The organism is Tundrisphaera macrotermitis, assembly GCF_051175315.1.
Taxonomy (GTDB): Bacteria; Planctomycetota; Planctomycetia; order Isosphaerales; family Isosphaeraceae; genus Tundrisphaera.
This window is the reverse complement of sequence record NZ_CP195100.1, coordinates 6,299,603-6,320,857: the sequence shown is the minus strand read 5'-3', so window position 1 is coordinate 6,320,857 and position 21,255 is coordinate 6,299,603. Positions and strand designations below refer to the sequence as shown.

18 protein-coding genes are annotated in these 21,255 nt (G+C 69.8%); 6 read left to right on the top strand and 12 right to left on the bottom strand.

The window, feature by feature from the left end; genetic code table 11:
• Positions 1 to 359: 359 nt before the first annotated feature.
• Entirely contained in the window at positions 360 to 1,553 is a 1,194-nt protein-coding gene (locus tag TA3x_RS25480) for an AAA family ATPase (RefSeq protein ID WP_435017483.1), read from the bottom strand.
• Between the two features lie 297 nt (positions 1,554 to 1,850).
• Here TA3x_RS25480 and TA3x_RS25475 point away from each other — a divergent pair, with 297 nt between their 5' ends.
• Positions 1,851 to 2,849, top strand: a complete 999-nt coding sequence (locus TA3x_RS25475) for an ABC transporter ATP-binding protein (RefSeq protein WP_435017482.1) — start codon at positions 1,851 to 1,853, stop codon at positions 2,847 to 2,849.
• Positions 2,850 to 2,884: 35 nt separating this feature from the next.
• Entirely contained in the window at positions 2,885 to 3,940 is a 1,056-nt protein-coding gene (locus TA3x_RS25470; RefSeq protein ID WP_435017481.1) for an ABC transporter permease, read from the top strand.
• Positions 3,941 to 4,683: 743 nt separating this feature from the next.
• Here TA3x_RS25470 and TA3x_RS25465 read toward each other — a convergent pair.
• The 5 genes from TA3x_RS25465 to TA3x_RS25445 form a co-directional block, all read right to left on the bottom strand.
• Positions 4,684 to 5,550 carry an aminotransferase class IV gene (locus TA3x_RS25465; RefSeq protein ID WP_435017480.1) on the bottom strand — a complete coding sequence of 289 codons (867 nt, stop codon included), beginning with the start codon at positions 5,548 to 5,550 and terminating at the stop codon, positions 4,684 to 4,686.
• An 85-nt stretch (positions 5,551 to 5,635) separates the two neighbouring features.
• Positions 5,636 to 5,851, bottom strand: a complete 216-nt coding sequence (locus TA3x_RS25460) for a hypothetical protein (protein ID WP_435017479.1) — start codon at positions 5,849 to 5,851, stop codon at positions 5,636 to 5,638.
• A 178-nt stretch (positions 5,852 to 6,029) separates the two neighbouring features.
• Positions 6,030 to 8,033, bottom strand: coding sequence for a redoxin domain-containing protein (locus TA3x_RS25455; protein ID WP_435017478.1), 2,004 nt, complete (start codon positions 8,031 to 8,033; stop codon positions 6,030 to 6,032).
• 417 nt (positions 8,034 to 8,450) lie between these two features.
• Positions 8,451 to 9,677: an MFS transporter gene (locus TA3x_RS25450; protein ID WP_435017477.1), complete on the bottom strand. Its 1,227-nt coding sequence runs from the start codon at positions 9,675 to 9,677 to the stop codon at positions 8,451 to 8,453.
• Positions 9,674 to 10,498, bottom strand: coding sequence for a Cof-type HAD-IIB family hydrolase (locus tag TA3x_RS25445; RefSeq protein WP_435017476.1), 825 nt, complete (start codon positions 10,496 to 10,498; stop codon positions 9,674 to 9,676). The genes TA3x_RS25450 and TA3x_RS25445 overlap by 4 nt, the downstream gene beginning before the upstream one ends.
• Before the next feature lie 118 nt (positions 10,499 to 10,616).
• Between TA3x_RS25445 and TA3x_RS25440 the strand changes: the two genes are divergently transcribed.
• Positions 10,617 to 11,387: a DeoR/GlpR family DNA-binding transcription regulator gene (locus TA3x_RS25440; protein ID WP_435017475.1), complete on the top strand. Its 771-nt coding sequence runs from the start codon at positions 10,617 to 10,619 to the stop codon at positions 11,385 to 11,387.
• A gap of 149 nt (positions 11,388 to 11,536) precedes the next feature.
• Positions 11,537 to 12,964 (top strand): sigma-54-dependent transcriptional regulator, encoded by a 1,428-nt coding sequence (locus TA3x_RS25435; protein ID WP_435017474.1) that lies wholly within the window; start codon positions 11,537 to 11,539, stop codon positions 12,962 to 12,964.
• Between the two features lie 56 nt (positions 12,965 to 13,020).
• Here the strand turns inward: TA3x_RS25435 and TA3x_RS25430 are convergent, their stop codons facing one another.
• Positions 13,021 to 13,980, bottom strand: coding sequence for a DUF1559 domain-containing protein (locus TA3x_RS25430; RefSeq protein WP_435017473.1), 960 nt, complete (start codon positions 13,978 to 13,980; stop codon positions 13,021 to 13,023).
• A 153-nt stretch (positions 13,981 to 14,133) separates the two neighbouring features.
• Entirely contained in the window at positions 14,134 to 14,472 is a 339-nt protein-coding gene (locus TA3x_RS25425) for a hypothetical protein (RefSeq protein WP_435017472.1), read from the bottom strand.
• 173 nt (positions 14,473 to 14,645) lie between these two features.
• On the opposite strand from TA3x_RS25425, the gene TA3x_RS25420 reads away from it, so the two are divergent.
• The gene (locus TA3x_RS25420; protein ID WP_435017471.1) at positions 14,646 to 15,140 is read left to right on the top strand and encodes a hypothetical protein; all 495 of its coding nucleotides are present in this window, start codon (positions 14,646 to 14,648) and stop codon (positions 15,138 to 15,140) included.
• A gap of 71 nt (positions 15,141 to 15,211) precedes the next feature.
• On the opposite strand, the gene TA3x_RS25415 is transcribed toward TA3x_RS25420, so the two are convergent.
• Together TA3x_RS25415 and TA3x_RS25410 are read right to left on the bottom strand one after the other, a co-directional pair.
• On the bottom strand, positions 15,212 to 16,438 hold the full coding sequence (locus TA3x_RS25415; RefSeq protein WP_435017470.1) for a glycosyltransferase: 1,227 nt from the start codon (positions 16,436 to 16,438) through the stop codon (positions 15,212 to 15,214).
• A 5-nt stretch (positions 16,439 to 16,443) separates the two neighbouring features.
• The gene (locus TA3x_RS25410; RefSeq protein ID WP_435017469.1) at positions 16,444 to 17,985 is read right to left on the bottom strand and encodes a phytoene desaturase family protein; all 1,542 of its coding nucleotides are present in this window, start codon (positions 17,983 to 17,985) and stop codon (positions 16,444 to 16,446) included.
• A 184-nt stretch (positions 17,986 to 18,169) separates the two neighbouring features.
• Here TA3x_RS25410 and TA3x_RS25405 point away from each other — a divergent pair, with 184 nt between their 5' ends.
• Positions 18,170 to 19,141 carry an aldo/keto reductase gene (locus tag TA3x_RS25405; protein WP_435017468.1) on the top strand — a complete coding sequence of 324 codons (972 nt, stop codon included), beginning with the start codon at positions 18,170 to 18,172 and terminating at the stop codon, positions 19,139 to 19,141.
• Positions 19,142 to 19,162: 21 nt separating this feature from the next.
• Here the strand turns inward: TA3x_RS25405 and TA3x_RS25400 are convergent, their stop codons facing one another.
• On the bottom strand, positions 19,163 to 19,696 hold the full coding sequence (locus TA3x_RS25400; RefSeq protein WP_435017467.1) for a glycine cleavage system protein R: 534 nt from the start codon (positions 19,694 to 19,696) through the stop codon (positions 19,163 to 19,165).
• A 124-nt stretch (positions 19,697 to 19,820) separates the two neighbouring features.
• Positions 19,821 to 21,251 (bottom strand): DUF1501 domain-containing protein, encoded by a 1,431-nt coding sequence (locus TA3x_RS25395; RefSeq protein ID WP_435017466.1) that lies wholly within the window; start codon positions 21,249 to 21,251, stop codon positions 19,821 to 19,823.
• Between the last annotated feature and the right edge of the window lie 4 nt (positions 21,252 to 21,255).

Sequence of the window (21,255 nt, the reverse complement as noted above, 5' to 3'; positions counted from 1 at the left end):
ACTTCCGACGCAGGTCGTCGCGGCCGTTGCGACGGACCTCCAATGGGTTCATTTCCCGCACTGCGTCGCCATCCCAGCATAAATCGGATCGGTGGTTTTGTCGCGATGAGCGCGGGAAAAATCACCCGGCCGGGGGGGTTGGGCGGATCTCGACGCCTGGTGGATTGAGGAGCGAGTGCCGTCCCGCGAGCGTCTTCGCCGACCGTCCCGCGAGGGGACGAGAGGTTGAACGCCCGCCGAGGTCGCCCCTTCTCTCGGGAAGAAAGGGCAGGGAGCACCGTCGCGAGGGGACGGCACCCGCTCTTTGCGGGGGCGGAGGGTCGGATCAGCATCCGGCCCTCCGCGTTGGTTCGATCGGCCTATTCGGCCCCCTGGGCCCGCGACATGTGCGAGAACAGCTGGCCGAAGGGGGCGAAATCACGCCGCCCATCGACCCGGACGTAAGGGGTGGCCGCGTCGGGGTCGGGATCCGGGTCGACGTCCTCGTCATCGGCGGGCGGGCCGGGTATGGGGTGGCGGATCGGCTCGGACAGGGCACGCTGGGTCTGGTTATCGGCCCATTCGCGCCAGGCCTGGAGGGCCGCGTAATGGTCGTGAACGGCCTCTTCCCCGCTTGCAATCCCCGCGCCGACCTGTGACGGAGCCCGGTCTTCGGCCGGGATCGCCGCCTGTTCGGCGGGATCCGACGCGACGGGATCTTCGGGCGACCAACCCACCTCGATCAGCTCATCCTCGACGCGGAGCGGCGGCCGGTCCGGGCCGGTCATCGGCGAACGGCGGGCCGGCGGGGCTGGCGGCGGGGCCGCGATCTGGGGGGTGGGCTTCGGCGGGGCCACCGCCAGACTCCCCGGGCGGAAGGCCGGGGCCGACGATCCGATGGCCGGGGCCATCCGGAGCATTCGGCGGGGATTCCCGCCGGCATCGCGGTGGGCCCGCTCGACATCGTCGATCGACCGTTGCAGGTCGGGCCGGTGCCACGCGAGCAGCTCGCGGGCCTCGTCGGCATCGATCGGGCCGAGGTGGACCCGGGCGGAGAGGCGGGCCTCGATCGACGCCAGGACCCGGGTCGACATCCGCAACGCCAGGCTGGTCTGGCCGATCAGCATGAGGCCGGCGAACCCGTCGGCACGCCCGAGCCGATTGGCCAGGACGCGGACCTCCTCGGCGACGGCCGGGGAGAGGTTGTGGGCCTCCTCGATCGCCAGGATCGACCGCTCGCCGTCGGCGGACCGTTCGGCCAGGAACTCGGCGATGTCGAGCCGGGACCGGGTGCGCCCCGGCACGCCGATGGCGTGGCCGACCATGCCGAGGAACGAGGCCGGATCGTCGGCGGGCGTCAGGTCGACCTCCGCCCACGATCGCCCCGGGCCGGCCTCGGCCGCGAGCCTCTGGCGGAGCCAGGTCTTGCCGGCTCCCGCGTGCCCGGTCAGGAGGATCGGGCCGGATTCCAGGGCATCGCGGATCAGGTTCAAGGCGGCGCGGCGGCTCGGGAGCACCAACGCCTCGCGCGTCTCGGCCGACCGTCCTTGGCCGTCCACGTCGGGGCGAATCATCGGTCGATCCATCGAGATCCCTTTCCGTCTGACTGGGCGGCGGCCCATCCTGTGAAGATGGGCCGACCCACGCCCCCTTCGCTACGGACGGTCGGCCCGACCATCCTCGGTCGGCCGTCCGCCTTCGGGGGCTGTTACCTGGGTCTATCGGAGCGGACCGCGGCCCGGCTTGAACCTGAGATCGTCGATGCGTGGCGACGCCGACCGCTGGGCGGGCCCGGCCCTCTCGTTTAGAATGGTCCGGCCCGCTCGCAAGGTCCGGGGGGCGTGGATGTTGGCCCGAGGTGAATGGCGATCATGGCCGAGTCGGCGATTCGAGTGGCGGGCCTCCGCAAGCAGTACCCCGGCCGCGATGGCGTGGTCGACGCCGTGGCCGGGCTCGACCTGGACATCCGGTCGGGCGAGTGCTTCGGCCTGCTCGGCCCCAACGGCGCCGGCAAGACCACCACGGTCGAGATCCTGGAAGGTCTGAACAAGCCGACCTCGGGCGATGTCGAGGTCCTCGGCCTGCGCTGGGAGACCGCCGCGACCGCGATCCGCGAGCGCATCGGCGTGACCCTGCAGGAGACCCGGTTCCCGGAGAAGTCGACGGTCCGCGAGCTGGTCGCGATGTTCCGGGGGTTCTACCGCTCGGGGCTGGAACCGGCGGACGTGCTGGGGCGGGTCTCCCTGGAGGGGAAGTCGAACAGCTACGTCGAGCAGCTCTCCGGCGGCCAGCAGCAGCGACTGGCCGTGGCGGTCGCCCTGGTCGGCGACCCGGAACTGCTGTTCCTGGACGAGCCGACCACCGGGCTTGACCCCCAATCGCGCCGCCAGCTCTGGGACGTGATCCTCGACCACCGATCGCGGGGCGGGACCACGGTCCTGACGACCCACTACATGGACGAGGCCGAGCGCCTCTGCGACCGGGTGGCGATCGTGGACCACGGCAAGATCATCGCCGAAGGGTCGCCCGGCGACCTGATCGCCCGGATCGGCGGCGAGCACGTCGTCGAGTTCGCCCTCGGCGGCGACGGCCCGAGCCCGGACCCCGCCACGTTCCGCGGCCTGGCCACGGTCCTGGACGCCCGCGCCGAGGGGGACGGGTTCGCCCTGACCGTGGGCGAGCCCCATCGCGCGATCCCGGCCCTGCTGGAACACCTGGAGACGACCGGCGCCCCGCTGGCCCGGCTCACCACCCGCCAGGTCAGCCTGGAAGACGTCTTCGTCGCCCTCACCGGCCGCCATCTCCGCGAGGGCGACTCGGCCGACGCCGACGCCCCGAAGCCGGCCCGCCGCAAGCGTCGCGGGCGCTGATGGCCGACCACCTTTCGCCAAGGATCATCGGAAGCATGGCTCAGTCGTACCATCCCCTGCTCGGGCTCTATTTGGCCCGGCTCCGCGAGTTCTATCGCCAGCCGGCCCGGATCTTCTGGGTCTACGGCTTCCCGACCCTCCTGGCGTTGGGGCTGGGCCTGGCGTTCCGGAACCCCAGCAAGGAGGAGGTGCCGGTCGACCTCGTCCGGAACGCCGACTCTCCGGCGATCGAGAAGGCCCTCCGGGCGCCGGAGGCGGGGGTGATCCGGCTCCGCGTCGAGGACGAGGCCGAGGCGCTGCGGAGGCTGACCACGGGCAAGGCCCCGCTGGTGGTGGTGCCGGGGCCGTCCGGGTCGGTAACCTACCGCTTCGACCCCACCCGGCCCGAGGCGACCTCCGCCCGAGCGGCGGTGGACCAGGTCCTCCAGAGGGCGGCCGGACGCGTCGACCCGATCCGGACGACGGACGTGCCGGTGACCGAACTGGGCTCGCGCTACATCGACTTCCTGATCCCGGGCCTGATCGGGCAGAACACGATGGGCGGGGGGCTGTGGGGGGTCGGGTTCCTGATCGTCAACTTCCGGATCGCCAAGCTCCTCAAGCGGTTCATGGCCACGCCGATGCCCCGTCGCGACTTCCTGCTGGCGATCCTGGGGGCCCGGCTCACGTTCCTGATCCCCGACGTCGCCGTCCTGCTGGCGCTGGGCGTGGGGATCTTCCAGATGCCGATCCGGGGGAGCCTGCTGCTGGTGTGCGTGGTCGAGGTCGTGGGCGCCCTGGCGTTCTCGGGCATCGGCCTGCTGATCGCCAGCCGGGCCAAGACCACCGAGACCGTGAGCGGCCTGATGAACCTGGTGATGCTGCCGATGTGGATCTTCTCGGGCCTGTTCTTCTCGTCGGAGCGGTTCCCCGACGCCTTCCAGCCGTTCATCCAGGCCCTACCGCTGACCCAGCTCCTGAATGCCCTCCGGGCCGTCATGCTGGAGGGGGCCGGCTGGACCAGCCCCGTCGTCGTGGTGGCCCTGGGCGTCCTGGGCGCCTACGCCATCGGCACCTTCGCCCTGGCCCTGCGGATCTTCCGCTGGCAATGAGGCCGGGGAGGGGTCCGGGTCGCGGCGGAAGATCGGCCGCCGCAGCACGGTCATGATGTCCCGCCACGACGTCCGATCCGGGGCGTCCGACGCGGGGACGGCGACCTCCTCGATCACGTGGGTCAGGAACGTCGCCTTGGCCAGGATCTCGACCCCGAGGAACCGGGACTCCGACTGGGGGATGATCCGCTCCAGGGCCACGCGGCGGTGGGCGACGAATGGCGAATAGACGTCGGCCACCGGGAGGGCGAACAGGATCCGCCACGGCCGGGTGCCGACCCAGCGGAGGAACCGGCCGCCGATCCCCAGCGGCCGGCAGCCGACCACGTGGTCGCGGGCGTCGATGGCGGCGAGCAGGGGGTCCAGGTGGGCGGCTGTCCAGGGGGTGCGGGCCGCCGTGACCAGGACGATCGGGTGCAGGCCGTCGGCCAGCCCCTGTTCCAGGGCGACGCTCCAGCCCACCTGGTCGGCCCGGACCACGAACGCGTCGGCCGCGCGCTTCCGCTGGGCCAGGAGATCGAGCAGCCCCTGGCCGATCGCGTCGGGGTCGGGCGTGTCGGCCGTCGCCATCACGATCACGCGGACCCCGCCGCCGGGGAGGGGATCCCGCTTCGCGGCGAGGTCGAGCGGGTGGATCCAGTCGTCCTCGGGGGGCGATTCCGCGGGACTTTCGCCGATGGCCCTCATGGGTCACCGGCGGTCGAGGGCGGGCAGGTCATGGGCGGTGGCCTCGATCCGACGGTTCAGGCCGGCTGGGGGGTGAGCCAGCCGGCGATGGCCTCGCGGAAGGCCGCCTGGAGCTTGCGGGTGATCGGCCCGGGCGTGCCGTCGCCGACCGGGCTCCCGTCGATCGTGACGACCGGCATCACCTCGATGGTGGTCCCGGCCATCAACACCTCGTCGGCCGCCTTCAACTCGTCCAGGGTCACCCGAGTCTCGGAGAACGGGATGCCCAGGCCGGCGGCGAGCGTCCCGGTCAGGTAGCGCGTCGTGCCGGGGAGGATGGCGGCGTCGTTGGGGGTCGCTTCGAGCCGGCCGCCCCGGACCCACAGCAGCGACGAGTGGGTGGCCTCGGTCACCAGCCCGTCGTCGACGAGGACCGCCTCGAAGGCCCCGGCCCGCTTGGCCGCCTCGATCGACAGGACGTTGCCCAGGAGGTTGGTCGACTTCACGTCGCACCGCTTCCACCGGAGGTCGGGCTGGCTGATGACGGCCACCCCCTTCTCCCGTTTCTGGGCGACCGGCGCGTCGTCATAGGGGCGGACGACGATCAGCTCGGTCGGCGGTACGGCCGGGTCGGGGAAGACGTGGGCCCGGGGGGCGACCCCGCGGGTGATGTGGACGTAGGCCGTGCCTTCCTGAACCCCGCTCGCCTCGATCGTCCGGCGGGTCCGGGAGACGAGGACGTCGAGGTCGACCGGCGGGAACTGCATCTCGTCGAGGCTCCGGCGCAGCCGCGCCGTGTGCTCCTCCTCCAGCCAGAGCTGCCCCTGATACAGGCGGTAAACCTCGTAGACCGAGTCCCCGAAGATGAACCCCCGGTCCCAGATCGGCACCTTCGCCTGGTCCGCCGGCATCACTTCCCCGTTCAGGCACGCCAGGCTCTGCATGATCGCCGCGATCCTTTCTCGGTCGTCGTGTCTCCGGGTCGAAGGTATCGCGCCGGGCCCGGATGTTCAATCCAGGCCTTCGCCTTCAGTCCAGGGGATGGCGGGCGCCACCCTTGGTCGGACCGGAGTCGCGCCACCAGATCGAGAAGGCGAAGCCGGTGCCCAGGAGAAGGCTGGTCATCCCCATCATGGCATAACCCCACAGGGTCCGGCTGCTGTAGTTACTCTCGCTCTGGGCCCCGAAGAAGATCCCAGCGGCGATCAAGATCAGGCTCACGATCCAGGGCATGGCTCGGCCCATAGGACGTTATCCCTCAGCACAAGGTCACGAAAAGGAATTGTCGAGAGTCTTCGCCGAGCCCGCCGGAATATTGGACGGGCTTCGAAACATCGCCGAGCCGGCGTCCCACGAGGGGAGCCGGCTCGACGACGGGTTCGGCAGAGGAAAGGGAGGTGCCGGTCCAGGGTGTGTCGGTGGATCAGTTGGCGGTGCCCAGGGTGGCCACGCCGGCGGGCTTGCCGCCGAAGAGCTTGTCGAGCTGGCTCTCGACGTCGGCGGCGGTGCGGAGGTTGCGGTCCACGACCTTGCCGTCCGGGCCGACCAGGATCATCGTGGGCAGGGAGATCACGCCGAACTCGGTGGCGAGCCGGCTTTCCATGCCGCCCGGCTCGAAGATCTCGGGCCAGGGCAGGGGGCTGGCCTTGAGGAACTCGTCGAGGTCCGCCTTATCGTTGTCCAGGGCAACGCCGATGACCTCGAAGCCCTTGGGGCCGTACTTCTGGTAGGCCTTGGCCAACTCGGGCAGGTCACGCTTGGCCGGGCTGGCCCAGGTGGCCCAGAAGGTGACCAGGACCGTCTTGCCCTTGAGCTGGGCGGCGTCGATCGTCTGGCCCTGGAGCGAGGTCCCCTTCAGGGCGAGCGGCTTGCCCACCAGGTCGAGGCGGGTGAGGGCCCCGGCGGCCTTCTTGCCCCACTCGGTGGCCGCCGACTGCTCGGCCAGCTTGCCGTAGTAGACCTTGGCCTCGTCCTCGTCGCCGTTCATCTCGTGGGTGCTGGCCAGGAGCAGCAGGGCCTGCGGGGCCTCGTCGCTCTGCCCGTTCTCGTCGATGAACTGCTTGAGGTTGGCCATCCAATCCTTCTGGGCCTTGACGAAGTTGTTGCCCGGCTGCTGGTTCTGGAGCGTGAAATCGGCCTCGATCTGCTTGTAACCGGCGTAGGAGCCGACTTTGCCCCCCTTGCCCTTCAGCCCCAGGAGCAGCTTGTCCCCTTCGGGATAGGCGCCCGAGGCGTAGGCGGCGGCCAGGCTGTCCACGATCAGCTTGTTGTGATCGAGCTCGATCTTGGCATCGCCGGCGGCCTCGGCCGCCTTGACCACGCCCCGGAGCGGCGCGATCCGGCCGACATGGAACCGGGCCAGGTCCTTGGGGTCGCCCTTGGTCAGCAGGGCGGAGTTGGCGGCGTCGAACGCGGACAGTTCCTTGATCGCGGCGGCGATCGCCGGGTTGTCGTTCCCGGCGGGGCCATCGCCCGGCTCGGAGCGATAGATGGAGGAGCGGATGCCCCCTTCGATGGCGGCGATCACGGCGTTCTTGGACGGGTCGATCACCCGGGGCAGGTCGACCAACTTCCAGACGTCGCCGATCTTGACCATCTCGCCGACCTGGAGGAACGCCATCTTGCCGGCGTTGGCGGCGGGGTTGTTCGGCGCCCCGGCGAAGATCACCGCGTTTTCATACAGGAGGACGTCGTCCTTCAGCCCCGAGGCGGCGTCGGCGGGGATCAGGTGGGGCATGGCCCCATCGAGCCGGAGCCAGGCGGTCGTGGCGTCCCAACCGGTCAGCCCGCCCCGCAGGGCCTTGACCTGCGCCGCCCTCTGCTGGGCCGCCGCGGCGATGGCCGCGACCTCGGGCTTGGGGATGCCCAGGGCGTCCAGCTCCTCGGGCTTGGCCATCACGGTCTCCAGCAACTCGACGTCGCCGCTGACCAGGGCCTGGACGAAGACCTTGCTGGCCTCTTCGGCCGAGATCCGCGACCAGGCGGCGATCTTGTTGACCGTATCCTTGCCGTTGGGGCCCTTCACGGCGACGCACTTGGCGACCCGGGTCCCGCCCGAGTTCATCCACCGGGCCTCGTCGATGACCTGGTCATCGTTGAGGTCGATCTCGCGGTAGATCTCGAAGCCGTCCTGGTAGTAGCTCCACTGGTCGAGCTTGCGATTGCCGTCCTGGTCGACCATCCGGCAGAGCAGCTTGCCCTGGCCGTCGATCAGGGCGAAGCCCGCGTTGGGGGTGCCCTTGGCGTTGGCGACCATCTCGACCTTGCAGGCGGCGATCGCCGCGGGGGTGCCGGGCACCTCGTAATCGACCCCGCCCTGGGTCGGCCGGTACTTGAGAAGCTGTTCGACGGTCACGGCCGCCGGGGCGAAGGCGGGGGCCAGGCCCACGAGGCAAACCGAGGCCAGAGTCGTCCGCAAAGCCCGCATCGGCGTCTCCTTACTTGCGAGGTTCCTGGGCGGGTCGTCCCTCGCCCGCGTCGGCCGCCCGGCGATCGTCCCGACTCATCCAACCCGACGGCCCGCCACAGCCGTGATGATCGGCGAAATCGGCCGGTCCGGTCCAGTCTCGATCGAAAATGATGGGGAAAGGCATGTCCACGGGAGTGAGATCGCAGGCGGTAAGGACTGATCTCAGGCAAACCCCGCGCCATCCCGGGCTTCCCCGAGATCAACCGCACGGCAGAGGTTGATGGAATGGCTCGGCGATGTCCCCAACTCATTCGCGATGGGTGTTTAAGGTCGACGGATCGCACCGCCGACTCCGCAACCTCCACCGGGCGGGATTATCGTCAAAATTGCATCATTCCGAGGGATTGTTACAAACCACCCGGCCCTGATGTGCTGTCAAACCTCGGCGGTCGGCAGGATCGGCACGTCCAGTTCGCCGAATCCGATCGGGCGGGTTTCCCGGGATGCCTTGGCGGGCTGGGCGAAACTCCGGACGATCCCGCCTCCGATGGCGACCACGGCGATCGAAGCGGCCACCAAGCCCAACGCGGCGGGCAGGCTGGAAACCTGCGCGACCTTGCCGATGGCGGGCGGGCCGACCAGGAACCCGAAGTAGCCGATCGTCGAGGCCATGGCGATCCCGGCCACGGGCTCGACCCCGGGCACCCGGGACGCCGCGCGGAAGAGGATCGGGACCGCGTTGGCCAGCCCGAGGCCGACCAGGGCGAACCCGGCCGTCGCGACGAGGGGCTGCCGGCTGGCCAGGGCCCCGATTAGACCGAGGGTCGAGAGGGTTGCCCCGGCCCGGAGCAGCCGCTCATCGCCCAGGACCCGGGCCAGCCAGTCCCCCCCGAAGCGGCCGGCGGTCATCCCCAGCGAGTAGGCGGCGAACCCGAGGGCGGCGACCGCCTTGGTGGTCCCCAGGATCTCCTCCAGGTAGATCGCCCCCCAGTCGCCCATCGACCCCTCGCCGACGAAGCCCAGGAACGCCAGCCCGCCCAGGATCACCAGTTCCCGCCGAGGGCGGGCCCGGGCCTTCTCCGGGGCGCGGGCCGGGGCGTCGGGCATCCCGAACGAGGCCGCCCCCAGCGCCAACGCCAGGAGGGCCGAGGTCCCCGCCAGCGACTCCACCGGGCCGACCCGGGCCTCCACCAGCCAGGATGCGACGAACGCGCCGACCAGGCAACCCAGGCTGAACAGGGCGTGGAACGAGGACAGGATCGGCCGGCCGATCCGCCCCTCGACCTGGACCGCCAGGGAGTTGACGGTCACGCCCATGACCCCGGTCGTCGCGCCATAAGCGGCCAGGGCGGCCACCAGGGCGGCCACCGAGCCGGCCGCCGGGATCACGGGCAGGATCAGGCACATCCCCAGCGAGGACGCCACGGCCAGCCGCTTCGCGCCGAGGCGGGGGGCCAGCCGCCCGGCCATCGGCATCGAGAACAGGGCCCCGGCCGACGAGGCGAGCAGGGCCAGCCCCAGCGATCCGTTGTCCAGCCCCAGCCCGGCCTTGACCTCGGGGAGCCGGGCCAGCCAGCTCCCGACCGCCAGGCCGAGGGCGAGGAAGGGGACGCCGACCGCCACCCGGGCGATGTGATCGGCTCGCGTCGGTCGATCGGTCATCGGGCCGCCTCCTCATAGCGCCGGCTGGACTTGCCCAGGACGTGCACCTCCAGGGCGCGGGCCAGACCGTCTTCCTCGCAGGTCGCCGTGACGAAGTCGGCCGCCGCCCGGACCTCCTCCGGAGCGCCCCCCATCGCGACGGACACACCGGCCGCGGCGAACAGGCCCAGATCATTATAGTAGTCGCCGACCGCCATCACCGACCGGCGGGGCAGGCCCTTCCTCGCGATCACCTCGGCCAGCGCCGTGCCCTTGGTGACCCCGGGCATCACGTATTCGAAGAACCGGGCGTGGGTCCGCACCGTATCGGTCCGCCCCCCGGCCAGGGCGATTAGTTTCCCGTCGTCTTCGGCATCCGGGGAGAAGACCAGGATCTTGATCGGATCGGGCAGGTGGTCGCGATCCAGGGCCGTGACGATCGTCGCCGCGGGCTCGCCGAAGGATTCCAGCTCGGCCGCCTCCGCGGTCCCGGGAAGGGCGTAAATCGCCTTGCCGCCGAAGATGACGAAGGGAAGTCTCAGGGCCTGGAGGTGATCGGTGATCGACCGGAGGATCTCCTCCGGCATGAGCGTCCCGGCCTCGATCGTCCCCTCCGGCGCCTCGACGATCGCCCCCCCATTGAGAGTGATCTGGGGCCCCGTCAGCCCCAACTCTTTGCAGTAAGGCCCGACCGAGGACCAGGTCCTCCCGCTGGCGATCATCACGCCCACGCCGGCCGCCCGGCACGCGGCGATCGCCCCGGCATTGGCCCGTGAAATCCGATGTTCGCCGTTGAGTAACGTCCCATCCAGGTCGATCGCCACGAGTTTGATTCGATCCACGACAGATGACCTTCCATGCAAAATCAGGTACAATCCGGCAACAACAGGCACACGACGGATTGTAGATGCCAAACGGGCAAGATCAATGGGAAAGCCGCAAAATCAGGCGGAATCCGGCATGCTGACCAGTGAACGACGCCTGGCCATCCTCGATCGATTGCACCGCGACGGCAAGGTCGTGGCGTCGGAACTCAGTCGTGTCCTTGGGGTTTCGCTCGATACGGTGCGTCGCGACCTCCGGGAACTCGACGAAGAGGGCTCCTTGCAGAGGGTCCACGGCGGGGCGTTACCCCGTTCGCGGACGCCCGTCCTCTATGCCGCCCGGGCGAGGATCGCCCCGGAGGCCAAGGAGTCGATCGCCCGTGCCGCGGCCCGCCTGATCCAGGACGGCCAGGTCGTCTTCCTGGACAGCGGGACCACCGCCGCCCAGGTGGCGAGGCACCTGGCCCCCGGGCTCCGGGCGTCGTTCATCACGCCGAGCCCGATCGTCGCGGCCGTCCTGGCCGAGCATCCCCTGATCGAGGTCGCCTTGCTGGGCGGGAACCTCGACAAGGAAACGCTCTCGGTGATCGGGGCCGACGTCGTTGATGCCCTCCGCCGGGTCCGGGCCGACCTCTGCCTGCTGGGGGTCTGCTGCCTCCACCCCGAGTTCGGCGTGAGCGTGCCCGGGCGCGAAGAGGCGGCGGTGAAGCGGGCCATGGTCGAAGGGGCCGCCGAGGTCGTGGCCCTGGCCTCCGCCGAGAAGCTCGGGACGATCGAGCATCATGCGGTGGCGTCGCTGATCGAGATCACCCACCTGGTCACCGAGGCGAATACGTCGGAGGCGATCCTCGCCCCCTACCGGGCGTCGGGGATCTCGGTCCTGTTCGGCGACGAGATCCACCCCTGAACGGGAAGTGCGCCACCCCGGCTTCCGATCCGGCGGGTCCATTTGGGAAGCGGGACCCGGCTTGACAGGATGAATCAACGGCGTATCCTAGGTCCAGGGCAGCCTGCGCCGCCTGCCCGACCCCCGCCGCACCCAGGGATGGAACCCCCATGGATCGACGCATCCTCGTGGTGGACGACAGCGAACTGATCTGCGAACAGCTATCGCAACTCCTCGCCCAACCCGACCGCCGGATCAAGGTGGCCCACGACGGGACCACTGCGCTCGAGTGGCTGGTGGAGCGGAATTTCTCGCTGGTCCTGACCGATCTCCGCCTTCCCGGCATCGACGGCCTGGACCTGATCCGCGAGATCCGCCGCCGCGACCTGCCGGCTACCGTGATCGTGATGACGGGCCACGCCTCGATCGACACCGCCGTCGAGGCCATGAAGCTCGGCGCCTACGACTACCTGCCCAAGCCGATCGATCACCACCGCCTGGAATTCCTGGTGGAGAAGGCCCTGGAAGACCGCAGGCTCCAGGATGAGGTCCGGGCGTTGCGCCAGGGGCTGCACGAGAGGTACTCGTATCACAACCTGCTGGGCAAGAGCCCGAAGATGCGCGAGGTCTTCGCGCGGGTCGCCAAGGTCGCCTCGGCCCACTGCACGGTCCTGATCGGCGGGGAGACCGGCACCGGCAAGGAACTCGTCGCCCAGGCCCTGCACTACAACGACGCCTCGCGGCGCGGCCCCCTGGTCGCGGTCAACTGCGCGGCCTTGCCCGAACCCCTGCTGGAGAGCGAATTCTTCGGCCACGAGCGCGGTGCATTCACGGGCGCCGATCGGCAGAAGAAGGGGCGGTTCGAGCAGGCCAGCGGCGGGACGCTGATGCTCGACGAGATCGGCGCACTCCCCTTGGGCATGCAGGCCAAGCTGCTCCGCGTGCTCCAGGACGGGACGTTCGAGCGGGTGGGCGGCAGCGAGGTGATCCACACCGACGCCCGCATCCTGGCCGCGACCAACGTCGATCTGGCCGAGGCGGTCGCCGCCGGCCGGTTCCGCGAGGACCTGTACTACCGGCTCAACGTCGTCTCGATCGAGTTGCCGCCGCTCCGAGAGCGACCCGAAGACCTGCCTTTGCTGGTCGACCATTTCCTCGGCCGGCTCCGCGAGCGAGGTTTCCCGCCGAAGACGATCTCGCGAGAGACGCTCTCCCGGCTGGCCCGGTACGACTGGCCGGGGAATGTCCGGGAACTGGAGCACATCGTCGAGCAGATGGTGGTCACGACCCCCGGCCCGGAAATCGAAACCGAAAATCTCCCCCCGCAGGTGGTTGCGACCCGCGAGGAGCCCTTCGACCTCGAATTCGACCAGGACCGGCCGCTCCAGGCGATCACCGACGAGCTGACCGAGCGGATCGAGCGATCCTACCTCCAGCGGGTCCTGGAACGGCATCGGGGCCGGATCGATCGCTGCGCCGCCCACTGCGGGCTGTCGCGGCGCAGCATCAGCGAGAAGCTCCGCCGCTACGGGATCGACAAGGCGGAGTTCAAGCCGCACCTGTCTCGCCGCGACCTCGCCGTGGCCGAAACGGCCTGAGTTCGGGTCACGAAGATTGCCCCCGATCGATCCGATCGACCGGGGGCGGATCCGGCTCAGAATGAGTCGGCGCTCACCACTTCGCCGCCCGCTCGGGTGGCCAGGGCCTGATAGACCGTCTCGTTGATCGAATCCTTGATGAACCGCACCGAGCCGTCGCCGAACAGGAAGTTGACCCCGCCCGGATGGCGGCTCCGGTAGTCCTCGACGTGGGCCGCGGGGTAGTTCGGGGTCCGGGGCTGATGCTCCAGCCCGATCGGGCCAATGATCATCGTGTACGACTCTTCGGGGTCCGGGTTGAACTTGTTCCGCCCCCCCTCGAAGGACGGGGTCGTGAACAGCCATCCGCCGATGGCCCGACCGGTCCAGGTCACATAGCTGAGGTCGTGGCTGCGCTCGCCGACGAAGAACGTCTGGCTCGACCCATCGGTCACGTCGCGAAAGCCGAGCCGGCTGTTGCGGTAGAACATCCCCGTACCCCGGCCCGGCGCCTCGCCGACCTCGCCGAGGCCATAGCACCCGACATAGTTGCCCGAAGCGACGGTGTAGACCGTCGCGGTGTTCTCCTCATTCCGCACCGGGATCAGCTGCTTGGGGCCGTCGGACGGGCAGAGATAGCTGTTGAATCGGAGGGTCTGGGCGGTGGTGTTGGCCGTCTGCGTCATCGTGATGCTGAAGTTGATCGCGTTGAACACGGCCCGCTGTTCGAGGTTCGGCAGGATCATGCTGCCCCAGCCCCAGCCCGGCCCGATGTCGTCCTCGGCCTCGCCCGGGTCGCTCCCGTCGAGCTTGTAGGCGCTGATGTAACCCGGCGGGAAGACCAGGGTGGAATCGGCGTAGTTGTGGATGGCCAGGCCGATTTGCTTGAGGTTGTTGGTGCACTGCATGCGACGGGCGGCCTCGCGGGCCGACTGGACCGCGGGCAAAAGCAGGGCGATCAGGACGGCGATGATGGCGATGACGACCAGTAATTCGATCAGCGTGAAGCCGCGGAGGCGGCGATGGTTCGTGCGCATGGGGATCGATGGACCTGCTCGAAGCGCCGTGGCACTCGGATGGGAGGCCGCGCGGCGGCTTCGCACCTGCGAAGGGGTCGGGTTGAGCACGCGTGATGATGGGGATGGAGGCGCCCTGGGCGATCCATCCGGCTTCGATCGGGGAGATCGAAATCAGGCGTGTGGCGGTGCCCGACAGCTGGTCCGCAATGGCGACCCGGGCCGGGTCGAGGGGCGGGAGTTCTCGCGGGGGATGGCCACGCTCGGGCCGGCCATCGCCCGGGGGGCCGAATGCAACAAGGGGGATTCGGCCCGGAACTGGCAGGCCGGGCAGGGCTCCGGCGCTTCGTGGGGCTTGGCCGGGTCGTGCCCGGCGATGTGGCGCCCCAGGTCGGAGCAGTCGCCCCGCGACTCGGCCGCTTCATCCGACGGATGGTCGTGGGCGTGCGGGCTCTGGGCCACCAGAGTGGCGAGAAGATAACCCAGTGCAAGCCACCAACGGCCCGTACCCACGTCGCGCGACTCTCCCAACTTCCAATTTCGCGGCCTGGCGCGATACTTCATGATGCGGGAGACGTTCCATCAGTGTCAAGCGAGACACGCGGTGGGCGTGAAAATCCCCGCCCGACCGGCCACGTTCGCCGGTTCGCCTGGCACGAATCCCTCACGTACGGGGAGGAATTTCCATGACTCGTCGCATGTCCGCCCTCGCGGCCCTGGTGGCACTCTCGCTGGTGCCCGGCATCGCACACGCCGGACGCGGCCAGTACAACCGCACGCCGGCGATGGGGCCTGACGGGCCGATCTTCAATCCGGCCATGACACCCGAGTATCGCCAGGCCCGGGGGAGCCCCGAGGTCTATCAGCAGCTCATGCAACAGAAGCTGATGATCCAGCAGCAGAAAGAGGCGATGGCCTACCAGAAGCAGATGGCCGCCTATCTCAAGTCCCATCCCGAGGCCCGGGAGCAGCTCGAAGCCCAGCAGGAGCAGGCCGAGCGAATGGCCAGGAGGGAGCAGCAGATCCTCTGGGGGCGGGCTCCCAGCAGGAAGAAGAAGCCGGCGACCGGGAAAGCCGCCGCGAGCGAGGCGACTGCCCCATCCGTGGCCGGGGCCCCCACGACGCCGAACCCGCCCCGGTCCAGGTCGGCCAAACCGCCCGGCGCAGCGAACGGGAAATAAAAACGGCTCGGCGCGCCCTCTCACGCGCCGAGCCGCAGGTATAGTGATCACGCGAACGTGATCGCCACACCTCAGACACTAGGCGACGAACCCGGCGATCCTGGCCGGGTTTTTCCGACAACTTTTTCGAGATCTTCTCCTCGGCCCGCCGGGGCGGGTGCGGCGACCGACGACGCGGCGATTTCGCGGCCTTTCCAGAGGATGCGGCCCCGGTGGTAATGCCACACGCTGGCCGACGCGATCGCGACGTAGGCCGAGATCCCGGCCGGCAGGGTGAAGGCGAACCACCAGGGCAGGCCCAGGAAGACCAGGACCGGGGCCGAGGTCATCGCCTGGGCCAGGATGCCCCAGGCCCCCAACCCCAGGAGCAGCGACGCGCCCCGGGCGAGGCCCAGCCCCGCGGCGATCCAGGGGATCCATGCCATGGCCAGGGCCAGGAGGGAACCGGTCACGTATTTGTGGGGCATGTAGTCCATGCCGGCGTAGGCGTTCTTGCGGAGGCCGACCCAGATCTCGGCGAACCCGCCATACATATGGGTCCAGGCCAGGGACGGGGCGACCCTCACGGCGAGGCGCCCTCCGCTCTCCTTGACCTTCCGGGCGAGCTGGATGTCATCGACGATCTCGCGGCGGCAGGCCTCATGGCCTCCCGCGCGGTCATAGGCCTCGCGCCGGACCAGGATGAACCCCCCGGCAGCGATGGCATCCGGGCGGGCGGGGTCGTTGACCCGGTCCAGGGGGTAGAGCTGGGCCAGGATCTGGCCGAGGGTCGCGCCGATCGCCCCCTGCCAGAAGGTCCGACACGTCGCCCCGGGCAGGAACGAGACGAGATCGGCCCCAGTCCGTCCCGCCTCGTGGACCGCCGTCGCCAGGGCCCGGGGGTGGAGCCCCATGTCGGCATCGACGAACCAGAGCCACCCGGCCGAGGTCGCCTGGACCCCCTGATGCACGGCCCAGGTCTTGCCCACCCAGCCGGCGGGACGTTCCTCGCCTCGGACCAGGTGGACCGAGTCCGACCCCGCGGCGATGCGTGCCACGACCTCGGCCGTCGCGTCGGTGGATTGGTCATCGACCACCGTGATCGCCAGGCGAGGATAGTCCTGGTCGAGCAGGGCCGCGACGGTCCCGGCGACGTGGGCCCCCTCGTTGCGGGCCGGGACCACGGCGTCGACGGCCGGGAGGTCGCCGGGGAGCGGGCCATCGATGGCCGTCAGGAACCGGAACGCGGGCCGCTTGCGGATCAGGCGGACGGCCAGGGCAGTCCACCCCAGGGCCACCACGGCGGCCGCGATCGCCATCGCGGTCATCGCCCGGCCCTGGCTTTGGACGCCCTGGGCTGGGGGAAGTCTTTGGCGATCCGGTCGGCGGTGATCTTCCCGCTCTGCACGACCATTGGCATTCCCGCGCCAGGCTGGACGCCCCCGCCGACGAAGTAGAGGCCCGGGACGTCGGCGCGGAAGTTCAGGGGGCGAAACGAGCCGCCCAGGACGTTATGCTTGTTGCCCAGGCCATAGATCGAGCCCCGGAACGCCGTGAATCGATCTCGCCAGTCGATCGGGGCGGCGATGTGGCGGGAGATCGTGGATGAGTCCAGGCCCGGCAGCCCGGCCCGCTCCAGCCGGGCAATGAGGCGATCGGCGAAGGCCGTCTCGAACTCGGCGTCGCGGCGGACGTCGTCGCCCGGTTTCAGGGGCGGGGCCCCCACCACGATGAATGGGTTCGATTGGCCAGCCGGGGCGTCGCCGGGGTCGGTCACGCAGGTGGCGTTGACGTAGATCGGCGGGTCGGCCGGGTAGTCGCCCCGGATGAATAGCTCGTCGTAGACGTTGCCCGACCCCTTGGTCAGCACCAGGATGTGGTGCGCCAGCGCATCCCAGGTGCGGTCGCAGGCGAGCTGGATCGTGAAGAACGAGGTCGACGGCTCGACGTCCCCCTTGCGGAGCGTCTCGACTTCCCTGGTGAAGCCCTTGCCGCCCCGGAGCATGCGATGGGTGTGGACGTAATCCGCGTTGGAGACGACCACCTTGGCTTCGATCGGCCCGCTGGTGGTGGCCACGCCGACGACTTCGCCCCGGGCATCCAGCTCGATGGCCTCGACCTCGACCCCGGTCCACACATCGACGCCCACGTCGCGGCAGGCCTTCGCCAGGGCGGCCGGGATCGCCGCCACGCCGCCGTTCTCGGGATACCAGACCCCTTCGCGGATGATCGTCCAGGGGATGATCGCCAGCGAGGCCGGGGCGTTCACCGGGTCGAAGCCCGAATAGGTCGGGAAGCCGTAGAGCAGCTCGCGGATCGCCGGCGACCGGAAGTGCTCGTCGATCTCCTTGGCATACCCCTTGGCGGGCGAGACGAGCGCGGCCGAGATCATCAGGGGGGAGAACATCACCTGCCCCCAGTTTTCCAGCATCCGGTCGCAGTAGGCATGGCCGATCAGGGCGGCGAACCGGTCCATCTTGCTCAGGAACTTGTCCAGCCCCGGGCCGTCCTTGGGTTCGATTTTCTCGAACGCGGCGCGGAGGCCGGCGGCGTCGGACGGGATGTCCAGGGTCTGGCCATCGGTGAGGACCACCCGGAATGCCGGGTCGAGCCGCTTCATCGGCAGGTAGGCGTCGGGGTCGAGCCCGCTGGCCTCGAACAGGGTGCGATAGACCCAGGGCATCACGACGATGCTCGGCCCCTCGTCCCATCGGAAGCCGTTTTCGAGGCGCTGGCTCGCCTTGCCGCCGAGTTCGGCCTGCCGTTCCAGCAGGGCGACTTCGAAACCCTTGCGGCGCAGCTCCATGGCCGCCGCCAGGCCGCCGAGTCCGCCGCCGATCACCACCGCCCGCGTCGCCGTCGCCATGCTCGTCCCGCCCGGGTCATCGCCAATCCATCGAGGCGGCCGCGATCCGCCCGCCATCCCCTTAATGTAGACGCCCCGGCGAGGCCGATCCACTCGCCCCCCGCTTCCGCCCGGGACCGATCGGGGTTAGCCTGTCCTACGACGCAGGGTCGTGGACGGTTTCTCGTGAGGGGCGGGTCGCGCAATGCTATACAGGACGCTCGGTCGGACGGGCTGGTCGGTCTCCGAGATCGGCTACGGGATGTGGGGCATGGCCGGCTGGTCCGGGTCGGACGATGCCGAGTCCCTGGCGTCGCTGGCCAGGGCCGTCGAGCTGGGTTGCACCTTCTTCGACACCGCCTGGGGTTATGGCGAGGGGCACAGCGAGAAGCTCCTGGGCCGACTCGTCCGCGACCATCCCGACAAGAACCTGGTGGTGGCCACCAAGATCCCGCCCAAAAACTTCACCTGGCCGTCGCGGGCGGGGTTCACGCTCGACGACTGCTTCCCGCCCGACCACATCCGCGAGTACGCCGAGAAGAGCCTGGCCAACCTCGGCCTGCCCCGGATCGACCTCCTCCAGTTCCACGTCTGGGAGGATGCCTGGGCCAGGGATGACCGCTGGGCGCGGGCCATGGACGACCTCAAGAGCGAGGGGATCATCCGCGCGGCCGGGATCAGCGTCAACCGCTGGGAGCCGGACAACGTCCTCGACACGCTCAGGACGGGCCAGGTCGATGCCGTCCAGGTGATCTACAACATCTTCGACCAGGCCCCGCAGGACCGCCTGTTCCCGCTCTGCCAGGAACTCGGCGTCGGCATCATCGCCCGCGTTCCATTCGACGAGGGGACGCTCACCGGCACGCTCTCCGAGGATTCGACCTGGCCCGCCTCGGACTGGCGGAGCACCTACTTCGTCCCGGAGAACCTCAAATCCAGCGTGGCCCACGCCGAGGCGCTCCGCCCGCTGATCCCGCCCGGGATGACCATGCCCGAGCTGGCCCTGCGCTGGATTTTGGCCGATTCCCGGGTCTCCACGATCATCCCGGGGATGCGGAAGATCCGCAACGTCGAGGCGAACACGGCGGTGAGCGACGGCCGGCCGCTCGACCCGTCGTTGCTGGAAGCCCTCAAGGCCCACCGCTGGGACCGGACCCCGACGGCCTGGTCCCAGTGAGCGCCGGCCGCCCGGGTCGGTTCAGTCGCGTGCGGCCGAGACGGTGATGTCGAGATTCAGGCGCCCGCCGATGGATTCCAGCCCGGCCTCCCAGCCGGACTGGGATTCCCCCGGCGGGACGACGACCTGGGCCGTCATGGAGAAGAGGGGGGAGCCGCTGGTCGGCGCCGGCGTGCTCTCCGATTCCATCGACTCGATGCTGATGCCCCGCCCGGAGAGGTAGCGGGCGACCTCGTGGATGATCCCCTCGTGGTCGGCCCCCTGGACCTCGATCCGATAGGGCACCCATCCCGGATGGGCCTCGGCATAGGTGTGCCGGGCCGGCGTGATGGCGACCTTGTAGCCCCGGGTACCGAGGTCGGCCAGCCGATCGTCCAGCCCGGAGACGCGATCTGCTTCCATGGAGACCAGCATCAGCACGGCGAACTCGCCCCCGAGGCGGGCCATGCGGCTGGTCTCCACGTTCCCGCCGCGTTCGAGCAGGAGGCCGGTCAGTTCCTCGACGATCCCGATGCGGTCGGGGCCGGTCAGGGTCAGCACGAAGTTCGATGGCATGGGGATGGGCACCACCCGGGACGGATTGGGGATCGGTCGTCGCGACATGATAACCACGGCCCGCCGCCCGATCCACGACGCGGGCCGGCGACCCGGGCGATGGTGGATCGGCGCCGGGCCGGAGTCAAGCCAGGAGCTTCCGGACCACCTCGCCGCTGACGTCGGTCAGGCGGAAGTCCCGGCCCTGGGTGCGATAGGTCAGCCGGGTGTGGTCCAGGCCGAGCAGGTGGAGGATGGTCGCCTGGACATCGTGGACGTGGACCGGATCCTCGGTGATGTGGAATCCGAGGTCGTCGGTGGCCCCCATCGTCATGCCCGGCTTGATCCCGCCGCCGGCGAACCACATCGTGAACGCCTGCGGGTGATGGTCGCGCCCCAGGCTCCGGCCGAGCGACGCGTTGGACTCGACCATCGGCGTCCGGCCGAATTCCCCGCCCCAGACGATGAGGGTGTCGTCGAGCAGCCCGCGCCGCTTGAGGTCGGCGACCAGAGCGGCCGCACCCTGGTCGGTGGCGCCGCACGAGGTCTTGAGCCCCCCGGCCACGTCGGAGTGGTGGTCCCACCCCTCGTGGAACAGGTGGATGAACCGGGCCCCGCGCTCCACCAGCCGCCGGGCCAGCAGGCAGTTGTTGGCGAAGCTCGCCTTCCCCTTCTCGGCCCCGTAGAGGTCGAGGGTCTCCTGGGACTCGCCCGACAGGTCCATCAACTCGGGGGCGCTGGTCTGCATCCGGTAAGCGAGTTCATAGGAGGCGATCCGGGCGGCGATCTCGGGGTCGCCGGTGGCGTCGCGGTGCCTCCGGTTCAAGCTACCGACCAGGTCCAGGGTCTCGCGCTGGAGCGTCTCATCGAAGCCGTCCGGGCGGTTGACGTTGAGGATCGGGTCCCCCTTGGAGCGGAACGGCACCCCCTGATACGAGGCCGGCAGGAACCCGTTCGACCAGTTGGCGGCACCACCGCTCGACCCGCCGCCCGAGGTCAGCACGACGAAACCGGGCAGGTCGGTCGACTCGCTGCCCAGGCCATAGGTGACCCACGAGCCGAAGCTCGGCCGGCCGGGTAGGGACGACCCGGTGTTCAGCAGGAGCTGGGCGGGGGCGTGGTTGAACTGGTCGGTGTGGACCGACCGGACGATGGCGATCTCATCGGCCACCTTGGCCAGGTGGGGGAGCATCTCCGACAGCTCGGCCCCGGACTGGCCGTGCCGGGCAAACTGGAACCGGGCCGCCATCAGGCTCGCATTCGGCTGGATGAAGGCGTACCGCTGGTCCTTGACCACCTCGGCCGGCACCGGCTGGCCGTCGAACTTCTGCAGGGCCGGCTTGGGATCGAACAGGTCGAGCTGGCTGGGGGCGCCGGCCATGAACAGGTAGATCACCCGCTTGGCCCTGGGGGCGAAGTGGGGCAGGGGGGCGCCGGCGGGGTTCGAGTCGGACGCCCACGCGCGGGCCGAGCCGGCCAGCAAGGACGCCAGCGCGATCTTGCCCAGGCCGACGCCGCAGTCCCCGAAGAAGTGCCGGCGGGTGATCGCCGCCCGGATCGAAGGGTCGAGATGCATCGTC

Bases quoted from the DNA above. Each gene is read 5' to 3' on its own strand.
- TA3x_RS25405 (WP_435017468.1), top strand. From the start codon at position 18,170: ATGCTATACAGGACGCTCGGTCGGACGGGCTGGTCGGTCTCCGAGATC.
- TA3x_RS25465 (WP_435017480.1), bottom strand. From the start codon at position 5,550: ATGCAGAGCCTGGCGTGCCTGAACGGGGAAGTGATGCCGGCGGACCAG.
- TA3x_RS25440 (WP_435017475.1), top strand. From the start codon at position 10,617: ATGCTGACCAGTGAACGACGCCTGGCCATCCTCGATCGATTGCACCGC.
- TA3x_RS25435 (WP_435017474.1), top strand. From the start codon at position 11,537: ATGGATCGACGCATCCTCGTGGTGGACGACAGCGAACTGATCTGCGAA.
- TA3x_RS25395 (WP_435017466.1), bottom strand. From the start codon at position 21,251: ATGCATCTCGACCCTTCGATCCGGGCGGCGATCACCCGCCGGCACTTC.
- TA3x_RS25420 (WP_435017471.1), top strand. From the start codon at position 14,646: ATGACTCGTCGCATGTCCGCCCTCGCGGCCCTGGTGGCACTCTCGCTG.
- TA3x_RS25450 (WP_435017477.1), bottom strand. From the start codon at position 9,677: ATGACCGATCGACCGACGCGAGCCGATCACATCGCCCGGGTGGCGGTC.
- TA3x_RS25480 (WP_435017483.1), bottom strand. From the start codon at position 1,553: ATGATTCGCCCCGACGTGGACGGCCAAGGACGGTCGGCCGAGACGCGC.
- TA3x_RS25455 (WP_435017478.1), bottom strand. From the start codon at position 8,033: ATGCGGGCTTTGCGGACGACTCTGGCCTCGGTTTGCCTCGTGGGCCTG.
- TA3x_RS25400 (WP_435017467.1), bottom strand. From the start codon at position 19,696: ATGCCATCGAACTTCGTGCTGACCCTGACCGGCCCCGACCGCATCGGG.
- TA3x_RS25460 (WP_435017479.1), bottom strand. From the start codon at position 5,851: ATGGGCCGAGCCATGCCCTGGATCGTGAGCCTGATCTTGATCGCCGCT.
- TA3x_RS25415 (WP_435017470.1), bottom strand. From the start codon at position 16,438: ATGGCGATCGCGGCCGCCGTGGTGGCCCTGGGGTGGACTGCCCTGGCC.
- TA3x_RS25475 (WP_435017482.1), top strand. From the start codon at position 1,851: ATGGCCGAGTCGGCGATTCGAGTGGCGGGCCTCCGCAAGCAGTACCCC.
- TA3x_RS25410 (WP_435017469.1), bottom strand. From the start codon at position 17,985: ATGGCGACGGCGACGCGGGCGGTGGTGATCGGCGGCGGACTCGGCGGC.
- TA3x_RS25430 (WP_435017473.1), bottom strand. From the start codon at position 13,980: ATGCGCACGAACCATCGCCGCCTCCGCGGCTTCACGCTGATCGAATTA.
- TA3x_RS25470 (WP_435017481.1), top strand. From the start codon at position 2,885: ATGGCTCAGTCGTACCATCCCCTGCTCGGGCTCTATTTGGCCCGGCTC.